Below are 21,774 nucleotides of genomic sequence, written 5' to 3' on the forward strand. Positions count from 1 at the left end.
ATTTAATTATAATTCTTCGGCTTTAAACGCGGCGATGCTCTCGCCTTTAAACTGTTTTTTAAGCTCTGCTTTAGACAGCTCGTTTAAGGTGCCTTGATTACCTATGGTAAAATGGTCAGTTTGATTTAACCTTCTTGCCTGATAGAGCATCACCAGTTGTAAGGTTTGCTCTTTTTGTTCATCAGACAACACACTGCCATCATCCCACTTGCCCAATTCAGCAGCGCTTAATAAGCGCGCATACACTTCATCTGGCATCTCATCGATTACTTTATTAATGTCACTCATACACTTTTCCGTTTATGTAATACTATTCGCACTCTGGCAATGAGGTAACCCACAAACCCAAACACTACGCACGCACCAGCAATGTTGGCCCGCGCACCTTCGGCAGGCTCTCCGCCCCAAAACCAAATCACCACCCCAGCGATGAATAATGTCATAGCAAAAAAACTATGATTCATTAACTGGTTACTGCGTTTAATATGGCTTATCCGATTAAGCGATTCATTGTCACCACTGGATTTAGCAGCGCAGTGAGGACACGTTTTCGCTAGGCTGGATATGCGCTTATTACAATTTGGACATTGTATTAACGCCATATCAGCCCTCCATTACTTAATATCGTCAACCACGGCCAACATGGCCAACAACGAGGCTTCACCTAAATAGATACAGCGCTCTGGCGACCAACCCGACATAGGATCAGCCATATTCGCATTATCTTTAAAGGGCATTTCCAAGGTATTGGACAAGCAGCCAAAGGTTTCGGCTACCCAATTTGAGGCAACCGTAAGATTCGCCTTGCCCGGCTCATCTTTATCGTAGCCAAATTTATCTTGAAAATCGGCGCTGGTCAGTAGCAAAGCATCGACAAAGCGACGCTGTAACTGCGCCATCTTATCGTTAAAGCGCGGCACGCCTTCACAACCGGCCAAAAAGACATAAGGTAAGCCTTCATCACCATGCACGTCGTAATATAAATTCACCCCAGTTTGCTGCATCTTGTTCACAACATGATACACCTCGGGGCTTTTCTCCAGTGAAGGGGTTTGCCATTCGCGGTTAAGGTTGACGCCCGCAGCATTAGTGCGTAAATGACCTCTAACGCCGCCGTCGGGATTCATATTCGGTACTATGTAGAAATTAGCTTTGTCTAACAATGCCTTGGCTGTCGGGCAATCACCGTCGAGTAAGTTGGTCAGCAGGCCTTCAACTAACCACTCGGCCATGGTCTCACCTGGATGTTGGCGAGCGGTGATCCAGATATTAGCTTTATCGGGATCTTCATCGCCGACTTTGACTAAGGTTATGTCGCGCTCATCAAGTGTGAGGCCTAGGTGCTCTAGCGACACCAAAGGATGTACTTGAACGGTGCTGAGCAGATCTTGGTGACGCTCATAACTGTATGGCGCGAAATAGGCGATTTGAATAACGTCACAATCGAGTTCAACCTCAATGGTCAACTTACCGTCTTGATAACGGGTTGGCAGACGAAACCACTGCTGGCGATCGTAACTGGCCACGGCTTGGTAATCTTCCCAACCCTTGGTGTACGATGCTGAGCCGGCATTGATAATATTAAGGGTATAGTGTTGGCCGACAGTGCCCTGCAACTTAAAGTTAAACCACTGAAAAAATTCGCCGCCTTCATCTGGTCTGATCGCCAGCTGTATATCATTTATATTATCTTGATTGATGACATCAATATTACCGCCATCGAAATTGGCACTGATCCGCATATCCATTCCTTCATATTATATCGCCGCATAGGGCAGCGTTGTTATTTGAAATCCGCTTATCAATCAAATGCACCCACTGATCAGACTATGGTTACGCCCGACACCGATTATAAGTACGCTTGATATTAATGCCCATAGGATAAACTAAATTGGCTCACTTTCGCAGTCGCCACCACAAAAAACCATCAATCTTGATCAAATAGCTCATTTAACTTGCAAAGCTGTACCCTTGTCCTCGTACCGTGTTAATCATGCTTTTGGGCAGATTGGTCTGGGCGAGCTTTCGACGCGTATTGCTGATGTGCATATCGAGGTTACGATCGAACTGACCTAACTCCTTTTTGAGCACCGCACGTTGTAACTCCTGCTTGGTGACCACCTCTCCCTTGCGCTCAAACAGGTATTTGATCAACTTAAACTCTGTGTGTGTCAGAGTAACCCGGCGCTCATCCACTTCAATACTGTAATCGAGTTCATTAAAGTTCATCTGCTGAAATACACAGCGTTGTGGCCGAGGTTGAGTACGAGCCAGTTGAATTCGACGCTGCAACGCGGCGACTCTGACCTGTAACTCTCTAGTGCTAAAAGGTTTTGCGATAAAATCGTCAGCGCCTAGCTCGTAGCCTTTGATGCGAGTCTCTTCATTATCATTAGAGGAGATAACAATGACAGGCAAACTATCGCGGCGAGATGTTAAGAACGCAAAGCCGTCTGCACAGGAAATATCAATATCGAGTATGATAAGTTCTGGTTGCAGCTGTTCAACTTTGTCTAGCGCTTCTTTGCCAGTACTGGCGTGATCAATTTGGCAAGCTTGTGAATACAAGGCTTGAGCCACGATCTGTCTTACGCTCAGATCGTCATCGATAAGTAATACCCTGCTCATCCATCAACCTTAATGATAACAATTATCATTAAGGTTACCTCTTTTAAGTATGCGAAGCCATTAATTTTCTATATACAGTGGCTGCTTTTAAGCAAGATTTAATCACATCGTGACAATCCTCACCCTTTTTCCTGCCTGAGCTCAAAATACCCCACAGTAGCGAGCCAACATTTGCACCTAAAACACTCCAGCCGTATAAGCACTATCATTGCGCTCAATATTTGGCAGGCTATCGATAATAAGTAGGTTATCGACATTAGGCGGCCGTGAACACCTGCAGCCAGTAACCTCTTAGACTCTTAAGCTCTATAAAAAAGCACTTAGTGCTGATTGACTCAGAACGATAAAATGCAGTCAAAACTCCTCATAAAAATGCCATAAAAAAGCAGCCTCTGAATCGCGATTCAGAGGCTGCTGCTATAGCAAGTCACAAGATTAATGCATATTAAGCCGTTACTGCTGCGCTAACATCAACTGACGAATGTATTTTACTGGCGCACTGCCATAACTTAAAAAGGTCTCATGGAAAGATTTAAGGTCAAACTTATCCCCCTCGACCTGCTTTAACTCTTCTCTAAAGTCATAAATCTCACGGTAACCGGCATAATAACTGGTTAATTGCACTTGGCTCAATGTCGCTCGGCGCCATTTACCTTGCGCCTCGGCTTCCTGCTGAAACGCCTCTTGCGTCATCAGTGCTATCGCTTCAGCCTCTGTCATGCCTTTGACTTGGATGGCATAATCTAAAATGGTGTTGGCAATGACTCTCAGATTCCATTTGTAATACATTAGCCACATTTCTGGTTCAAAATTACCGTAACCTTCTTCCAGCATCATACGCTCAGTGTACACCGCCCAACCTTCGACCATAGCGCCATTACCAAAGAGGCTTTTGACTAAACTTGGCGACTCATTAGAATAAACTAACTGAGTATAGTGACCTGGGATCGCCTCATGAATATTGAGAACCTGTAAAATCCAGTGATTATATTCGCGTAGATAGCTTTCAGCAGACTCATCACTCATGTCATCGAGTGGCGTCACATTGTAATAAGTGTTGCTGGACTTTTCATAAGGCCCTGGGGCGCTAATAGAAGCCCCCGCAAAACCGCGCATGTATTCAGGTGTTTCACGCACCACTAACGGCTTGTTAGGATCTAATGTGACTAACTGTTTAGCGTTGACAAACTTAACCAACTGAGGAATTTGTGCACGCACCTCATCAACAAAGTCTTCCCGTTTAACATGTTTGGCCGACAACTTATCGATCAGCTGACGAGTCGCCACCGTACTGTCGCTTGGCATAGGCGTGGTAAAATAAGTCGACCACAACTGAGCGGTGATCTTGGCCATTTCAGCTTGAACGCGATCTTTATCGGCTAACGCTTTCTCATACAATGCCTTTGCTGTCATGCCTGACTGAATATCAAAGGCAAACTTTTGCTCGTATAGCGACTCACCAATCCTAAAGCTACGCGCGCCCTCTTTTTCAAGCTGACTTTCTAATGACTTAAGCCATTGTATATGTTCATTAATGGCGCTAGTTACCGCGTTAAAACGACTAACAAACAGTGCTTTTTCTTGCTCGCTTAATCCTGAGCTTTTAACCGTGCCTAGCAGTTCATCAGAAAAAACCGCAAACGCCCCCTCATTTTGCATCACAGCCAACTGAGTATGCTCAAGGGTAGGATTGTTAATGTTAGCGCGCGCGGCATCGTAATAAGCGGGAACATTTTCCATGCGGCCTAAAAATGAGCGCAGGCGTTCATCGAGCGGCGCAAAATCTTCATTGATGATCTGCGCAAAGCCACCAGCGACATTATAAGCCGAGGGATCCCATTGCCATGATTTAAAGGTCTCTATCTCCCATTTATCCCGCAGTAGCAAATTTTCAATCAGGCGATAATCGATCAGTTGACTCGCCGACAGTGATTGCGGCTCAAACTGCTGGAGTAGCGCCAACTGCTGTTCGATAAATTGCAGCGATAGCGCACGATTAGCCGCATTCGGTACTTTTAACTGTGCATCATATTGATGGTAGCCACTGTACAATGCCCACGTTGGTGACTCCTGCCAAAGTGCGTCGATAAATTGCTGTGAAAACTGCTCAAATTGATATTGTGTCGCTTGCGTCATGGCAGGCTCACTCGGTGTTACAAGCTGATGCTGACAGGCAGTCAAACCGCCTAACGCGAGCACAACGGCCGCTGCGAGAAAGGATTTTTTCATCTTGGCTTCCCTGATATATTTTACTTTGTTATTAATTTTTAATCGGTTGGGGTAATTTTGTATTTAACACTCGTACATACACAAGTCCATAGATGCTGGAGACTCAGATTATTACCACTATGACGAATGACGCCTGAGTTAATCACGTTAGCCGCTAAATTGCAGCTAAAGGGTTAATATTGACAAAGATTGTTACAAAAAGTCCTGTCTAAAAATGCACGTGCAGTCGGTGCAACGCGACTGCACGTTCTAGGCGCACTAACCTAAATGCTGCTGGCAACAGGCTTTCACATCGGCAAACGGATATGACTCTAGCGCTGCAAAGTTAGGATCACGGCGTAATTTAAGTTTGGTAAACAGTGGTGTAGGTAAGCCACATAAGGCACGGGCTAACATATTGGCATCGGCTCGTTCGCCTAATAGGTTCAATAATCCGTCACACAGCGCTGCAAAAGGTTGGCTCGCAAGTGGCGCCAATCTGGTGTTATGGGGTAACACAGCCGCACCTTGTGTACATACCGAGCAATGACCACAGTCTTGCGTCAACTGTTCATCGGCAAAATAGGCTGACAATCTGCGGGTTAGGCATTGGTCACTGCCTAGCATATCAACCATGGCTTGGATCCGCGCAATCTCACTTTGCTCTTTACGTAAAAACTGCAGATATAATTTCTCGACTAAAGCATCAATCTTTTCATCAAACTCAAGCAGCTGATAAACCTCAGTCATTTGCTTAGTTTGCAATTCTATCAAGCCTTTCTCTTCAAAATAATTGATAGCAGATACTGCCCGGCTACGGTCACTCGGATAATGCCGATTCAGCGCATTAAAATCGATGGTATACCAAATTCTGGCTTTATTGGCACTAGAGAGCAATGCGTGCACAAATGCCTGACGCTCACCGCTAAAGCGTGCAATAAGCTCCTCTTCACTGCACAACAACTTAAAACGGTATTCGGCGTAATAGCTAAAAGCGGGTTTGATCACCGCAAGCATCTCTAAATACACCAATAAGGTTTTTAAGCTTAACAGGCGCACATTAGATTGCATTGAGAGAGTATTGAGCATCACTTCCCATTGTGACGACTGTTGTTTGGTTTGGACGATTTCATGTAACACGTAAGCAATACCTTGTTTATCGGGCGTATCCCCATACACAAAGTTTTGTAACACATTGAGGTTATCGGTGTTGGCAAGGACTAAGCAGTCCGATGGTAAGCCATCGCGTCCGGCTCGTCCTATCTCTTGAGCATAGTTTTCTATCGATTTAGGCAGATCATAATGCACTACAAATCGTATATCTTGTTTATCGACCCCCATACCAAAGGCGATGGTCGCCACAATGATCGGGCAATTTCCGGCCATAAAATCACGTTGTATGGCTTGACGAACATCGCTCTCCATACCCGCATGATAAGCCTTAGCCGCTATATTGGCGCGATTAAGTGCACTGGCCACCTGCTCAGCACTTTGCTGTAAGGTGACATAGACAATGCCGTGCTGAGCCTGACGAGGTCGTAGCCAGTCAATCAATGTCGCTAGCTTATCTTTGCCGCTCACCCCTTTCACATTAAGGTGTAAATTAGCACGATAAAATCCGGTTAGCGCAATATCACCACGGGGAATGTTAAATTTAGCCCCCATATCCTCAATCACTTGTGGTGTGGCTGTTGCCGTTAACAACAAGGTTTGAGGAATGCCAAGATCATGTTGGTATTGAGGTAGTTTTAAATAATCGGGCCTAAAATTGTGCCCCCACTCTGAAATACAGTGGGCTTCATCGACCACCAGCAATGAGATGGGCACATTAGCGATAAATTGCCGAAAGCGTTCATTGTTAAACCGCTCAACAGAGATCATTAAAATCTTAATCTGCCCTTGGCGGATCCCTGCCATAACCGCTTGGGTTTGTTCATGGGTTTGGGTGGAGTCAATACTTGCAGCCGCGATGCCTTTTTGATGCAAAAAAGCCAGTTGATCTTGGATCAAGGCCAATAAAGGTGACACCACAATGGTTAAATGCGGTAACGCTAACGCGGGTAATTGATAGCATAAAGACTTACCCGAGCCTGTGGGGAAAATAGCCGCTGCACTGCGACCAGCCATAATGGTTTCAACCACTTGCTGCTGACCTGGGCGAAACGTAGCGAAACCAAAATACTGTTGTAAAAGTTGCTGCACAATAAAAGCCTATGACTGAGAAGCCCTAAAGGAGGCCAGTCTGCCTAGCCTATCTTGAATTGGCAAGTATCGCTGCGTATATCAATAAGAACCCGCTAAGGGGTCAGTGCAAACTTAGCCACTATGGGGTTGTGATCTGACGCCTTAGTCTTAAATGACTCGGCTTCAAGTAACGTTAAGCCGCGGTAATAAAGGTGATCCAACGGTAAGCCAAAGACTCTGTGCCTATGATCAATATGATACTTAGCTTCTTTCAATTTAAGCCGCTCAGTAAGCTGAGCGACAACGCGTAACCGCCCCTCTCGCCAAGTATTAAAGTCACCGGCAAGCACCACCGGCCCTTGGTGTAGCGCTACTTTTTTAATGATCTGCTCCCACTGAGCTTGGTAAGTATCAAGGCGCCAATCAAAATTCACCCCATGTAAATTAATCACCAATAAAGATTGATCATTCGACAGCCGATATTGAGCAATTAAGGTCGATTTAGCAAAGCGGATAAGCGGTTCTCGGGCTTGAAAAGCACAGGCTTCATAGGCCGATTGCCAAGAGAGGTTCATCACTCCCATGGGCACATTCAACCACTTAAACCCTTTTGCCATCACTACATGTTGTTGCTGTTGTTGTAAATAGCCGGCAAAACGCCGCGTTAAACGCGCCTCTTGTAATAGTACTAACTCGCTTTGAGACGTCAGTTGTTGCAACACAGCCTGCCATTGCGGTTTTTGTTGTTTATAAATATTCCATACCGCGATATTGAGTAAGCCCTCTCTGTCTAATGCCTCTGACGAAGCGGCATGCTGGCATTGTGACACAAACATCGGCTCAACTTGGCTCATCATCACCTCGGCACTTCCATTAAGCTGCTGCACGACAACAACATAACACAATGGCAATAGAAGCATTATGGCCCCTAAGCCTACTTTTACTCGTGTTGAAACCAATCACTTTCCTTACTTAAGCCTATAATTCACTCGAATTTGTGTGTATAGCTACGTTTTATTATGATTAATCAGTACAATCAAGCATAGCGTGCTCCATTACAACAACCAAGGCTAAGTGCCACACAATTATGGAAAATTTTTATCAAATACTGACCATTGCGGGTGTACTGCTCTATTGGTTAACACTGGGAGCGGTGGCTGTACGTGTAGTGATTAAACGCCGCACCATTGGGGTGTCATTTTCTTGGTTACTGGTTATCTACTTTCTTCCCTTTATCGGTATTGTTGCTTACATGCTGTTTGGCGAGTTGCACTTAGGGAAATCAAGGGCCAGCCGGTCTAAGGCGATGTTTAGGCCCTACGGCCAGTGGTTTGCCAAACTGTACCAGCATCCTCAACACCAACCACACTGTCAAAGTCACTACGGTGTTTCGATTAGTAAATTGTGTGACAGCCAACTGGCTATTCCCTCTCTAAGCGGCAACAACCTGTTGCTACAACATACGCCAGAGCAGATCTTAAACTCAATCATTGCCGATATCGATGCCGCCCAACAGAGCGTCATCATGGAGTTTTATATTTGGCATCCAGGTGGTAAAGCCGACAATGTGGCCCAAGCCCTGATCAGCGCAGCCCTTAGAGGAGTGAAGATAAAGCTGCTGCTTGATGCTGCCGGTAGCCGCCAATTTTTCAAATCCAAATGGCCAAGTCAACTACGCAGTCATGGCATTCAAGTCGTCGGCGCATTAGCTGTGAGTCCACTGAGAATGTTCTTTCGGCGTCTGGATTTACGTCTGCATCGAAAAATTGTGGTTATCGATAATACCATTGCTTATACCGGCTCAATGAACCTCATCGATCCGCAATACTTTAAGCAAACTCAAGGTGTGGGCCAATGGATTGATGTCATGGTACGTATCACAGGGCCCGTGGTGCCAGTTGTCAGCGCAGTGAGCGCGTGGGACTGGGAAGTGGAAACCAACCAGCGCGAGTTGCCTCAGCAACCTATTGATGGGCATTTATTGCCCTGTTCAACCTCTCTGGTACAAGTGATCCCATCGGGGCCGGGGATGCCAGAAGAGGTGATCCATCAAGTGTTGCTGCAAAGTCTTTATGAAGCTCGACGCAAAATTGTTATCACCACCCCCTACTTTGTGCCCAGTGAAAACTTACTCGACGCATTGGCTACCGCCGCTCACCGCGGCGTCGATGTGAATATTATCATTCCACGTAAAAACGACTCCACCATGGTGAAATGGGCCAGTCGCTCTTTCTTTGGTGAGTTGCTTAAAGCGGGGGTTAAAATTCATCGATTTCATGGCGGTCTACTACACACCAAATCGGTAATGATCGATGATGAACACTGCCTTATCGGCACAGTTAACATGGATATGCGCAGTTTATGGCTTAATTTTGAACTCACGCTTGCTGTTGATGATGTCGTTTTTGCCGCTAAATTAGCCCAATTACAACAGCAATATATTGATAATGCTGAGCAGCTCAATTTAACTCGCTGGCAAAATAGAGCGCTTTATAAACGCTTTATTGAACACCTATTTTATCTGTTTAGTCCCTTGTTATGATATGGGGGCGTTACATCCATTATCCGATGAATAGCCTAGCTAAGAACCTTTAAAAATGCTCATATCTGCACTTTCATTAGTTAATTTCAGGCAAAAAAATACCTGCTCATTGCAGGTATTTTTAACAGTAAAACTAATAAGAATTTAGTTTTGTTTTCTGACAAACTGCGATTTCAACATCATTTGACCATTGCCATCAACTTTACAGTCGATATCGTGATCACCATCGACGAAACGATTAATGACAGCTTTAGTACCGACTTTAAGTACCAGTGAAGAGCCTTTCACTTTAAGATCTTTGATCAACGTGACCTTATCACCTTCGGCCAATAGGTTACCCACAGCATCTTTTAAGATGATGGCATCTGGATCAACGATCTCTTCGTTGGGATTCCATTCATTCGCACACTCAGGGCAGATCAATAGCGTGCCATCTGAATACGCATAAGGAGACTCACATTTTGGGCATGGTGGGATTATATCGCTCATCACTAATTCTCTTTAATTTACAAAATATAACAGTCAAAGCTTTATCTATAGCAATAATCGCCTCGCATACATGATGCCTTTGACGTTCGCTCTGACCAAAAATGATAATAGTATTATAATAAAATTATCATGTTTCAGCTAGCCAACTTTGGTGACAATGCTGTAAAACTAAATTAGCTTCTCACTTTGGGATTATGAATCGGCTTTTGTTGACCATAGCTCACATCATACTGCTCAAGGTAGCCACGAATAAGCTGGCGCACCACTTGCGATGGGGTTAAATCTTGAGACGCGCAAAGCTGCTCAAAAGCTTGTTTCTTGGCGGGATCGAGTAATACGGTAAATCGCGCTGTTTTATTTTCCATTGAGAGTAGACCTACACCTAAACATTATCATCTGATTATAATCAATCCCCCCTTGAATGCCTACCATTGCAATAAGTTGACTCTAAAAAGACAACTATTCAGACGAGTTAATCAGTAATGTATATTGACATCGCGTCTACAAGCTTGAATGACCGATTCAGATAGATCGGAGGCACTAAAAGAGCTAGGTGTGGCTAGGGAGCCAATAGGTCGATAGCGAGCAGAACAGAAAGATATTCGAACAAGAAAAGGTAAAGAGAAAGTGGTGAAAATTACGAAAAGGCACCAAACAAAAACGGGAACCAGTAAGTTACTGATTCCCGTTCTTTTAATTTGGCGGTGAGAGAGGGAGTCGAACCCTCGATACGTTACCGTATACACACTTTCCAGGCGTGCTCCTTCGGCCACTCGGACATCTCACCGTATCATCAACTTTATCGGATCCTTAGGATTCGATGCGGGTAACGGAGCGACACTTTACGCAAATCACTAAACAGGGTCAAGCAATAAAACAACAGCGTCAAGCATTTGCATAATAGTTCACCAGTTCCCCTATTTCCCTGTCCTATTCTGGTCAGGCTCTGGTTAAAATATCTAAGATCTGTTCTGTAGGGCACAAAATGATGCATATGCAAATCATCAGATGAAAACCTAAATCGCCCGCCCTACTCACTAGCAAGTGAGTTACTTAAATTTACTTACGAGTTGTGACATCGCACTGACATCGTTAAGTAAGGCTTCATTAAGTTGACTGAGCTTATCGGATACATCATGGGTGTTACGATAAATCTCACTTATCTTCATCGCATTTTGATTCACCTCTTCAGAGACTGCCGACTGTTGATGTGTTGCCGCGGCGATCTGTTCGTTCATGCTATCGATGACACTGACCTCACGCACAATACGCACTAATTCTTCACCTGCGCGGCGAGACTCCACAACACTGGTTTCAGCTCGCGCCTTGCCCGCTTCCATCGTTTTTACCGCTAGGCGAGCGCCTCGCTCTAGGCGCTCTGTCATGCTGCGAATATCTTCTGTCGAACTCTGTGCCCGTTGAGCCAGACTTCTGACTTCATCGGCCACCACAGCAAACCCACGGCCCATCTCACCAGCACGAGCCGCTTCAATAGCGGCATTAAGTGCCAATAAATTGGTTTGCTCGGCGATGCCACTGATCACGCTAAGCACATCGACAATCCCTTTAATATCTTTATCAAGGTGATTAATGGCGAGCGCCGCTTCATCAATTTCAATCGCCAACTGATTGATAGACTGAGCCGTACGTTCCACCTCCTGACTACCCTCTTGGGCTTCTTTATTGGCTTTTGCAGACGCTTCTGATGCTTGCACCGCATTTTGAGCAATCTCTTGCACCGTGGCACTCATCTGCGTCATTGCAGAAGCAACTTGATCCACTTCACTATGACCTTGAGTGACATCTTCGCGCATATTACGCGCGTAGCCCTCCATCTCTTGACAAGCATCGAGCAAGCCTTTGGTATTAGTGCGCACCGAACCGATAACCGTATCAAAATCAGCCATCATATGGTTAAACGCTTGCCCCAACTGCGCAATCTCATCACGTCCAACAATATCGACCCTTACGCTCAAGTCAAAATGTTGCTGCGATTCGGTCACTTTATTATATAGGCTGCGTAGTGAGCCATGTAGATAACGGCCAATAAGCAATGACAACAAAATCACGATTAAACCAGAGGTCAGCATCAACACGATGGCGCTGATCATCAAGGTGGTGGCTTGAGTCAAAGCACTACGAGTATCGGCAAGCAGATCGCTAGATAAACGCTGTTCAAATTGCCGAAGGGCTTCTATTCTCGCGGTCGACTTGGCAAACCATTGAGGTGAGCTGTTGGCTTGTAATTGCTGTGGGTCTTGGCTAAATGCAATGCTACGTAACTGGTTAACCTCGGTAAATACTGAAGAGTTAGCAAGTTGTTGATACGCCATTTTAACTTTAGGTGTCGCCAATGCCAAAAAGCGCTCTTTATAAGTATTTTGCTCTGATACTAGTGTCGCAAATTTAAGAAACATATTGGGCTTAAAACTGGGGTTACCAAACGTGGCACTCAATACGGCTCGTTCGATACCAGCACGCTCCTTCATCTGCAAATAGGCAGCGAAACTAGCAGATTGAATGGCAATAGCGCGGCTATCCCCCTGCTGACTGGCGTGGTCGACAATCGCTAATAATGCCGTATTGAGGTCGCTATAATACTGCACCTCCTCTGCCACACTAATGGTCTGTTGATCGATACGGCGGCGCACCTCATCGAGTTGACTCAGCATACTGTTAACGCTGTTCATCTGAGTTGCAAAATCAGGTGGGATCGCATGGTTTAAGGTAAAGGATCTAAATGTATCAACTTGTTGATCGCTTAGCTGACGTTGACTAGGCAACTTATCGGCAAATGCTTGACCTTTTGATCCAAGAAATCCGGCGCTCATGCCGCGCTCTTTTTGCAATTCATGGACTAAATTACTGTTCACTTGTGAAAACTCAGCCAGAGTTTCTATTTGACTCAGTCCTTGTTGCATTTGGTATTGGCCATAAACAACGTATAAGCCAAAAAATAATGCCCCAAGAATAGGTGGCACTATCACCAGTAATAGCTTGTTTTTAATTGAAAGATTACTTATCCATTGCATATTCATGATTGGTTACCCATAACACCGCATTTTTTAAGCCATTGTATTGTCATTTGAGTAAGACGCTCCGTAATATTATCTCGTCAATCACTGCATAGCGCCTGGGTTTGTAAACACTAGCATGACATTTAAATGTCAGTAAAACATCAGCGACAGGCGCACCAAATGGGACTGTTTTTAGCACTTCAATCAAGCAAGCACAGTTAGTCTCTGGTCTAGTACTGCGCCGAATTAGAGCAAATTTAAACATAAAAAAAGCGCCTTTAAAGGCGCTTTTTTTGCTTAATATCAAGTTTACTTAACTGTTGGATAATTTACAGCCTTATTGACCACTTTTCAGCTGCTCCATGGCGGTGTTAGGCATTACCTTTAATTTGCATATTTAACGTTTTGGCAAAGTTGAGCATTCTGTCTAAAGGCAACAACGCCCTTTGACGCAAGGACTCATCGACAAATATCTCATGTTGTGCGCTGTCACTGTCACTTAACGCTGCCTCAATGGCTTGTAGGCCGTTCATCGCCATCCATGGGCAATGGGCACAACTTCGGCACGTTGCTCCGTTACCACCAGTGGGCGCCTCGATTAATGTCTTGTTAGGTGCAGCTTGCTGCATCTTATAGAAAATGCCTTTATCGGTTGCCACTATAAAGGTGTCGTTATCCATTGATTGTGCAGCTTTAATCAACTGGCTGGTTGAGCCCACTGCATCGGCTAACTCGACCACACTGGCGGGTGACTCAGGATGAACTAACACGGCTGCATTTGGATGCAGTGCTTTAAGCTCACGCAAGGCCTTGGCCTTAAATTCGTCATGGACAATACACTCACCTTGCCACATCAACATCTCGGCGCCAGTTTGCTTGGCAATGTAACTGCCTAAGTGTCTGTCTGGGCCCCAGATGATTTTTTTACCTTCGCTATCTAGATGCTCGACAATTTCCAGTGCAATACTAGATGTGACCACCCAATCGGCGCGGGCTTTGACCGCTGCAGACGTATTGGCATAAACCACTACGGTATGATCGGGATGAGCATCGCAAAAAGCACTGAAGGTTTCGATGGGACAACCAACATCCAATGAGCAAGTTGCATCAAGGGTGGGCATTAACACGGTTTTTTCTGGGCTCAAGATTTTTGAGGTTTCGCCCATAAATTTAACCCCAGCTACAATCAATGTCTTAGCTGGATGATCGCGCCCAAATCGCGCCATTTCAAGTGAGTCAGATACACAACCGCCAGTCTCCTCGGCTAATGCCTGGATCTCTGGGTCGGTATAGTAATGGGCTACTAACACCGCGTCCTTTTCTTTTAAAAGCTGCTTAATACGCGCCTTATAATGCTGTTTTTGCTCATCATTTAGCGGAATAGGTTTAGCGGGAAATGGATATTGTATGTTTGATATACTTGGAGCTAACTGACTCATGCTTAAACCAAAAATAGTGGATTAATTTGCGTCATTATACTTAATTCAGGCCAAAGATTAATAGCATTAAAAAAAAAGAGCGCTAAGCGCTCTTTTTCAAAAAAAACGTTTTGTTAATGCATAGCCAGCAGCATCTCTTGAGGCTGTTCAAGATACTGTTTCCACAAATTACAGAAGCGTGCAATGGTGCCGCCATCGATAACGCGATGGTCACCCGACCAACTCACTTGCATGATCTTACGAGCCTCTACCTCGCCCAGCTCATTAAAGCGCGGCAACGTTCGCAGTTTACCTAACGCCACAATCGCTACCTCAGGTTTATTGATAATAGGCGTTGCGACTGTGCCGCCTAATGCACCAATATTAGAGATAGAAATGGTGCCACCTTTAAGGTCCTGCGGGCTCACCCTGCCACTTCGGGCATCTTTAGTTAACCGAGTGATCTCACTGGCCACGTCAAGAATCGATTTAAGCTGTACATCTTTAACATTAGGCACCAATAAGCCCACTTTCGAGTCGACCGCCATGCCTATATTGTGCGAAGCAAAGAAGGTTTGCTCGGTGCAGTCGTCATTCACGCGGCTATTAATATCGGGGAATTGACTCAAGGCCAACGACATCGCTTTCATAAAAAACGGCATCATAGTAAGTTTTAACTCATCGCTAGAATACCGCTGTTTCAACGATTCGCGCAGGGCAACTAACTCAGTTAAGTCTAACTCTTCGCAATAGGTGAAATGCGGTATGGTCGATACCGACTCCATCATCATCTTCGCCATCACGGCGCGAACGCCGCGAATGGGTTCGACTCGCTCTGATTGCTTATTCTCAAGTGTGGCGCTCTGCTCGGCGCTGCTGGCAGCTTTAGCCGCTTTGGCTTTAACGGCTTCGCCACCACGATAACGCTCGACATCTTCTTTATAGACGCGGCCATGTTTGCCTGTACCAGGCACTTTGGCTAAATCAATATCATAACTGCGCGCCAAACGTCTTACCGCTGGGCTGGCGAGTGCTTTACCATTGCTTGGTAATGTCCCCTCGACGTCTAAGGTGTCATTATCTGTCGCCGCATTATGAGCACTAGCGGCATGCGATGGCGACATAGCTTGAACTGCAGGCGCCGACTCCACCTCCACTTCGATAGCAAATAGCGGTGAATGCACTTGAGCCAGTTGGCCTTTGCGATAATGCAGTTTGACAACCTTGCCACTTTTTATGGCTGGAATTTGCACCAGTGCTTTGTCGGTCATGACATCGGCAATGGGTTGGTCTTCAACCACCATGTCGCCTTCTTTGACTAACCAATCCACTAATTCACATTCGACAATCCCCTCGCCAATATCAGGCAGTAAAAACTCTTCAATGGCGGTGCCCACTGCGCTTGTGCTGGCATTATCTTGCGATGAATTATTTTGAACGTTAGCTGAGTTAACGGCCGCTTCCTCCGATGATTCAGTCTCAGCAATATCATCCAGCTCCACCGAGTAGAGTGGTGCATGCACTTTCGCGACATCGCCTTTTTTGTAATGAAGTTTTTTGATAATACCTGCATGGGGTGCGGGAATTTGCACTAAGGCTTTGTCGGTCATGACATCGGCAATGGGTTGGTCTTCAACCACCATGTCGCCTTCGCTTACCAACCATTCGACCAGTTCGCACTCAACGACCCCTTCACCTATATCGGGTAAAATAAATTCTTTAATCATGCCTGCGCTCCTAATATTTCATCGATGCTTTGATCGCTTCAAACGTTTTGAGCGCATCTGGCATATATTCTTTTTCGTGCACCAAGGGGTAAGGCGTATCTAGGCCACACACTCGGCTAATAGGAGATTCAAGATACAAGAAACACTCTTCTTGAATCGTGGCAGCAATTTCACCAGCGAAACCACCGGTTAATGGCGCTTCGTGATTGATGAGCAAGCGACCGGTTTTCTTAACTGACGCCGCGACGGTCTCAACATCCCATGGGGCAAGTGTACGTAAATCGATGATTTCGCATGAAATGCCCTTTTTGGCTGCCATCGAAGCTGCATTTTCGATGATCTCCATCTGCGCCCCCCAAGCCAGTAAGGTGATATCGGTGCCCTCTTTAACCACTTCAGCTTTACCTAGCTCTATCTCATAGGCGCCTTCAGGGACTTCACCGACACTGGCGCGGTACAAGCGTTTAGGCTCGAAAAACACCACAGGGTTGTTGTCGCGAATAGACGCTAATAATAACCCTTTAGCCTGATAGGCATTTCGTGGCACAACCACTTTTAAGCCTGCGGTTTGAGTGAAATAAGCTTCAGGTGATTGCGAATGATAATGACCACCAGCGATACCTCCGCCATAAGGAGTGCGGTAAGTGATGCCACCGACGTTGAATTCGTTACCACTGCGATACCTAAACTTGGCCGACTCGTTGACGATTTGGTCAATGGCAGGAAAGATATAATCGGCAAACTGAATTTCGGCAATCGCGGTCATGCCGTTTGAGGCTAAACCGTTAGCAAAACCGGCAATGCCTTGCTCGGTCAGTGGGGTGTTAAAACAGCGATCGCGGCCAAATTTTTCCTGTAAGCCTGAGGTGGCACGAAATACGCCACCAAAGTGGCCTACATCTTCACCAAACAATACCGTTTTTTCGTCGGTTTCCATTGCAATGGTTAAGGCATCATTGATGGCTTGTAACATATTGATCTTTGCCACGATTTAGACTCTCCCTGCGCTATTTGGATAGGACTCTGGATATTTTTTAATATGTTGTTTAAGATTTTTGAGTTGCTGTTCGAGACGCGGCGTTGGCGTGTCATACACATCGGTTATCAGTTCATCTATGGTCACGACAGGCAGCTTTTCAGCCACTTTAACCGAGGCTAACACCTCTTGACGATATTTGTCATACAGTGCGCTGTCATCGCTTTCGGTTAGCCAACCTTTATTGATCATCCACAATTTAAAACGCTGCACGGGATCATGCTGTTGCCACTTCGCCTCTTCCTCTTTGGAGCGATAGCCAGAGGGATCATCAGACGATGAATGTGCGCCTAAGCGATAGGTCATCGCTTCAATGAGTACTGGCGCATTATGCTCTAGCGCATAGGCTCTGGCTTGCTGGGTAGCGGCAAGCACAGCTAACATGTCGTTACCATCTACGCGTATGGTGTGCATACCATAGCCCACCCCTCGGCTAGCAATACCATTGCCGGCAAACTGCTCACTGGTCGGCGTTGAGATGGCATAGCCGTTGTTACGACAGAAAAAAATCGTCGGCGACTTGAGCACGGCGGCCATATTCAATCCGGCGTGAAAATCTCCTTCAGAGGCGGCACCTTCACCGAAATAACAGATAGCAACATTACGTTTACCCTGCATTTTAAGGCTATAACCGACCCCAGTGGCTTGTGGTATTTGCGTCGCCAGTGGCGATGAAATGGTTTGATAATGTAAGGCACTGCTACCATAGTGAATCGGCATTTGACGGCCTTTGCCCAGATCTTTTTCATTACTGAACATCTGGTTCATAAACTGCTCGGTGGTAAATCCACGGTAACGCAGCGCGGCATGCTCACGGTATTGCGCTAAGATAACATCTTCATCATCGAGCGCCGCGACGCTGCCAACGATAGAGGCTTCTTCACCGGTGCAAGTCATGTAGAAGCTGATGCGGCCCTGACGCTGTGCACCTAACATACGTTCGTCGAGTACTCGGGTGAATACGCACGTGTCATGAATTTTTTCAGCTAAGGCTTGGTCAATCACAGGTAATACCGCTTCTTCAAACGTGGTGCCGTCTGCTTGAAGGATCTTTAACATCGGGATTGACAGCGAATCCTTATCAAGAAAGCTGACCCTATGGACAGTTTCTGTCGTGCTCTTAGTGTTGCTCATACTATTCTCTTATCAGCTGAGTTTTCTTGTTATTTATTTGCCAGCGATTAAGCGTAACACTTAATCACTGGCCATTATTATGCTTCACACGTGAGGTTTAAATTACGTTAACGTAAACTACCTATCAAGCCCAACATGTTTAAAGGGGATAACTAGCATCTAACATTGATGTATATATAGCTTTACAATCCTTAGCGCGCTAAGGCTTTAGTCAACCCGATAATCCGCTGCGGGCACCAAACAGAGCACCGTTCTTTGCCCAACGGGCACATTGGCATTAGGAAACACGATAGACTCGAATGCAGCATCGACCTTAACCTCTGCCCCCCCCTCTTTAGCTAACACATAACCTTTAGGAAACGCGGTAAAGTTCTCCACGTCATTGGCAAACGTAAACTCAAAATCATCATAACCCTTATTGATAGAGCGATTAACTTGATAGAGGTTTAGCTGGCTAGGATCGAATGCAGGTAATGCCAAAGGCTCACCTTTAATTAATTGAATTAGCATTGTTTTGAGCGCAATAAAGCGTGTCATATCATTTTGGCCCATCGGCATAACCTTGCCAAGTTCGATAGTAAACGCATGGGCTTGATAATTATGAGCAGAAAAATAACTAAAGGTGGTGGTTGGCTCATGGTGAAATAACACTGTTTTAATACCACAAGCGGCTAAAAACATCAGTTGTTCACCACTATAAGGCGCACCTTGACGGTAGGGATAAATGGCAAATTTTTCATGCTTGGAGCCGCGAATAGCGGTGTGTAGGTCGTAGTGATATCGCGGCGAGTTAGGCTGACCGCCAGTAAAGAAGCGATCGACATAACGTTCAAGCTTCTTGGCTCTCACACGCTCGGCGTTGATGAGTCCTTGCCCACTGGAGTGCGCCCCACTAAAAAGCCGGTTAAGGTTTTCTTCGACAAAACGGGTGCCATTTAAAATAGCCGCAGGGTTACCAATTAAAAAGAGTAACCTTTGCTGCGTGATGATTTGACCGCTGAGCAACTGAGTGATCAGCGTGTTACACAGTTCAATGGGCGCGGTTTCATTACCGTGTATGGCACTGGACAATACAATATTTTTGACTGGTGCATCGCCGCAAGATAAAGGCTCAAATGCAATCACGCCGGTATCCCAAACATGTACGCGGGTATGTTCACCTATGGTAAAGGTCAACGGCTCTGGGATAGATTTTGGATTTGCGAGGGTAAATTGCAAAAAGTCATTCGACAGATTTAGTGCTTGTGGCACACAAAACTCCTTACATTATTCATACCTTACAGATCATGTTGATCTGCTGTAATAGGCATGACTCCTTGGATTTATTAGTATTATGTTTATCAAGGGCTGATAGTACCATTTAACGGATCAGACAGCCATTTGTCACCACATAATAACTCAGTAACCGATAAATTAAGCTTGCATTCTCATTCAAGCCACCACACAATAAAGCCATCTAGACGTCTATTTTAGTTGTAAGGTGATGCTAAGCGCTTCATCCTCTACCGGTGAATAGGCATATCAATTAAAAGTCATGAGGTGTACAAATGGCTATAGCCACATTTGGTGCTGGTTGTTTTTGGGGTGTTGAGTACTTTTTCAGACAAATTGAAGGGGTGACAGCAGCAAGCTGTGGTTATATGGGCGGTGACGATAAGCGCACCACTTACGAGCAAGTCAAACAAGGTAATAGCGGTCACGCTGAAGTGGTTCAAGTTGAATATGACGAACACCAAGTTAGTTACCAACAACTGTTAGCCGTATTTTGGTCTAATCACAACCCGACCATGCTCAACATGCAAGGCGGTGACATAGGCCATCAATATCGCAGCGCGATCTTTTTTTACGATCAGCAGCAAAAAGCGGCCGCTGAGCAATCGAAACTTGCCTTAGCGCGAAGCGGAAAATGGGGGGAGCGCCAAATTGTCACAGAAATCGTGCCAGCGATGCCGTTTCACCGCGCCGAAGAGTATCACCAAAACTACTTAGAAAAGAATAAGCTACCCAGTTGTCACTTGACCTATTAAGTAGCCGTTAATCGCAGTATTTAGCCTGCTCTGCTATTCTTAGAGCCACTTTCAGTAAGTTACTCTTGATCGGAGCAGCGAGATAGTACGTTTGTTTTATCCAAAAAAAGCGGCTGCTAACCTATTAGGTTATTAGCCGCTTTTTGGTCTCATCTGTAAGGCAATTCAATCAGTTATCCATCATGGCCATTTATGTAACGGCCTAACCTATACTGCAGCCTACCTAATGTTAGGATCACGCGGGCTAACTAAGCCTTAGTTGCGCCCTGCACCAGCAAAAGCTAGAGCAGAGTTATCACTAGGCCGTTATTTTGGCAATGATGGTTTGCTCTGCCGGTAACAAGGCTTGCATCGATGCACGCGCCTTAACCCGTAAATATAAGGCACTCAAATATGGCCAGCGCGCCGCATCTATCGTCTCACCAGCGTGCTCCATATTCACCATCTGACAACTGAAAGCCAGATCGGCTAAGGTGAGCTTTCCCGCGACAAAATAATCATTACCCGCTAACTGCTGTTCGAGGTAATCGAAATGGCTCGGTAATTTTTCTGTCAGCGTTAATTGCACAGCGGCTTCGTCACACTCTTTACCCATGCTTTTTTGGATAATGCGTTGTGAAAAAACGCTAAAGGTGGTTAATGGTGCCAACTCATCATCGGCATATTTAGCTAACCAGCGCACTCGCGCATTTTGCTCGGCATTGTCGCCGAGCAAGCTTGTTGCTTGCGGATATTGCTCTTCAAGGTATTGGCAGATCACACTCGAATCTGCCAAGGTGAAATCACCATCTTTAATAGCAGGAATACGGTTAAGCGGGCTTATCTCTTTATACCAAGACGGCTGATCAAACGGCGAAATTATCTCTAATTGATAATCCAGCGCCTTTTCGGCCAAGCACAAACATACTTTACGCACAAAAGGCGACAGCGGCACACCATAGACTATCAGACTCATCGTAAACCCTCAGTTAATTTAGAATTAGTTAATTTAAAAACGAGCCATGCTATACACCTTAAGCTACGAACACAAGGCCCAGTAATCACATCGGCTTCACCACTAAAATAACAAACAGCCATATCTTTTGGTGCATCTTCAAATTGGATGGGAGAAGCCTTAATCCTAAACCGTATAACGCCGCATTAAAGTGTAAGAGCCCCCCACAAAGGTACGGCAAACGGCACGGCTACAACAATAATAAAAGGTCTTAGGTACACGTTTGAGTTTAGCCAGAGAGCGGCATAAAACCTCCTGATTTCATGCTCAATCAAAGCTTAGTCGGAGGCTAATGTCTATGTCATTAACTATGGATATCGGTTTTTATGTGGAATGGGATCCCACGCCACTATTTAAAACGAAGCTTAAA

The 21,774-nt window shown here is 45.5% G+C and carries 18 protein-coding genes and 1 tRNA gene; 2 read left to right on the forward strand and 17 right to left on the reverse strand.

What is annotated here, in order from left to right:
- Positions 1–6 precede the first annotated feature (6 nt).
- From AC5YBX_RS09300 to AC5YBX_RS09330, 7 genes are all read right to left on the reverse strand, one after another.
- A complete protein-coding gene (locus AC5YBX_RS09300; RefSeq protein WP_110457665.1) occupies positions 7–288 on the reverse strand; it encodes a YeaC family protein in 282 nt (93 codons plus the stop codon).
- On the reverse strand, positions 285–602 hold the full coding sequence (locus tag AC5YBX_RS09305; protein ID WP_494519071.1) for a zinc ribbon domain-containing protein: 318 nt from the start codon (positions 600–602) through the stop codon (positions 285–287). Before AC5YBX_RS09305 ends, AC5YBX_RS09300 begins: the two co-directional genes overlap by 4 nt.
- A gap of 12 nt (positions 603–614) precedes the next feature.
- The gene (locus tag AC5YBX_RS09310; RefSeq protein WP_494519070.1) at positions 615–1,742 is read right to left on the reverse strand and encodes a M14 family metallopeptidase; all 1,128 of its coding nucleotides are present in this window, start codon (positions 1,740–1,742) and stop codon (positions 615–617) included.
- 208 nt (positions 1,743–1,950) lie between these two features.
- On the reverse strand, positions 1,951–2,628 hold the full coding sequence (locus tag AC5YBX_RS09315; protein WP_494519069.1) for a response regulator transcription factor: 678 nt from the start codon (positions 2,626–2,628) through the stop codon (positions 1,951–1,953).
- A 453-nt stretch (positions 2,629–3,081) separates the two neighbouring features.
- Positions 3,082–4,857 (reverse strand): DUF885 domain-containing protein, encoded by a 1,776-nt coding sequence (locus tag AC5YBX_RS09320; protein WP_494523558.1) that lies wholly within the window; start codon positions 4,855–4,857, stop codon positions 3,082–3,084.
- Between the two features lie 258 nt (positions 4,858–5,115).
- Positions 5,116–7,038 carry a RecQ family ATP-dependent DNA helicase gene (locus AC5YBX_RS09325; RefSeq protein ID WP_494523559.1) on the reverse strand — a complete coding sequence of 641 codons (1,923 nt, stop codon included), beginning with the start codon at positions 7,036–7,038 and terminating at the stop codon, positions 5,116–5,118.
- A 95-nt stretch (positions 7,039–7,133) separates the two neighbouring features.
- Positions 7,134–7,940 (reverse strand): endonuclease/exonuclease/phosphatase family protein, encoded by an 807-nt coding sequence (locus AC5YBX_RS09330; protein WP_494519066.1) that lies wholly within the window; start codon positions 7,938–7,940, stop codon positions 7,134–7,136.
- Positions 7,941–8,107: 167 nt separating this feature from the next.
- Here AC5YBX_RS09330 and cls point away from each other — a divergent pair, with 167 nt between their 5' ends.
- Positions 8,108–9,562, forward strand: a complete 1,455-nt coding sequence (gene cls, locus AC5YBX_RS09335) for a cardiolipin synthase (protein WP_494519065.1) — start codon at positions 8,108–8,110, stop codon at positions 9,560–9,562.
- A gap of 144 nt (positions 9,563–9,706) precedes the next feature.
- Here cls and AC5YBX_RS09340 read toward each other — a convergent pair whose 3' ends face one another.
- The 9 genes from AC5YBX_RS09340 to astE form a co-directional block, all read right to left on the reverse strand.
- Entirely contained in the window at positions 9,707–10,051 is a 345-nt protein-coding gene (locus tag AC5YBX_RS09340; RefSeq protein ID WP_110457673.1) for a zinc ribbon domain-containing protein YjdM, read from the reverse strand.
- Between the two features lie 173 nt (positions 10,052–10,224).
- The gene (locus AC5YBX_RS09345; protein WP_494519064.1) at positions 10,225–10,416 is read right to left on the reverse strand and encodes a CopG family transcriptional regulator; all 192 of its coding nucleotides are present in this window, start codon (positions 10,414–10,416) and stop codon (positions 10,225–10,227) included.
- 334 nt (positions 10,417–10,750) lie between these two features.
- A tRNA-Ser gene (locus tag AC5YBX_RS09350) sits at positions 10,751–10,838 on the reverse strand.
- Positions 10,839–11,100: 262 nt separating this feature from the next.
- On the reverse strand, positions 11,101–13,089 hold the full coding sequence (locus tag AC5YBX_RS09355) for a methyl-accepting chemotaxis protein (RefSeq protein WP_494519063.1): 1,989 nt from the start codon (positions 13,087–13,089) through the stop codon (positions 11,101–11,103).
- Between the two features lie 350 nt (positions 13,090–13,439).
- Entirely contained in the window at positions 13,440–14,507 is a 1,068-nt protein-coding gene (gene nadA / locus AC5YBX_RS09360; protein ID WP_494523560.1) for a quinolinate synthase NadA, read from the reverse strand.
- Positions 14,508–14,620: 113 nt separating this feature from the next.
- Positions 14,621–16,213, reverse strand: a complete 1,593-nt coding sequence (locus AC5YBX_RS09365; RefSeq protein ID WP_494523561.1) for a dihydrolipoyllysine-residue acetyltransferase — start codon at positions 16,211–16,213, stop codon at positions 14,621–14,623.
- Positions 16,214–16,223: 10 nt separating this feature from the next.
- The gene (locus tag AC5YBX_RS09370) at positions 16,224–17,201 is read right to left on the reverse strand and encodes an alpha-ketoacid dehydrogenase subunit beta (RefSeq protein WP_494519060.1); all 978 of its coding nucleotides are present in this window, start codon (positions 17,199–17,201) and stop codon (positions 16,224–16,226) included.
- A gap of 3 nt (positions 17,202–17,204) precedes the next feature.
- Entirely contained in the window at positions 17,205–18,383 is a 1,179-nt protein-coding gene (locus AC5YBX_RS09375; protein WP_494519059.1) for a thiamine pyrophosphate-dependent dehydrogenase E1 component subunit alpha, read from the reverse strand.
- Between the two features lie 207 nt (positions 18,384–18,590).
- Positions 18,591–19,634, reverse strand: a complete 1,044-nt coding sequence (gene astE, locus AC5YBX_RS09380) for a succinylglutamate desuccinylase (RefSeq protein WP_494519058.1) — start codon at positions 19,632–19,634, stop codon at positions 18,591–18,593.
- 296 nt (positions 19,635–19,930) lie between these two features.
- Here astE and msrA point away from each other — a divergent pair, with 296 nt between their 5' ends.
- Complete coding sequence (msrA, locus tag AC5YBX_RS09385) at positions 19,931–20,410, forward strand: peptide-methionine (S)-S-oxide reductase MsrA (protein WP_494523562.1); 480 nt, start codon at positions 19,931–19,933, stop codon at positions 20,408–20,410.
- Between the two features lie 298 nt (positions 20,411–20,708).
- On the opposite strand, the gene AC5YBX_RS09390 is transcribed toward msrA, so the two are convergent.
- Positions 20,709–21,365: a glutathione S-transferase family protein gene (locus AC5YBX_RS09390; RefSeq protein WP_494519056.1), complete on the reverse strand. Its 657-nt coding sequence runs from the start codon at positions 21,363–21,365 to the stop codon at positions 20,709–20,711.
- Between the last annotated feature and the right edge of the window lie 409 nt (positions 21,366–21,774).

This window comes from Shewanella sp. 492 (assembly GCF_059338445.1).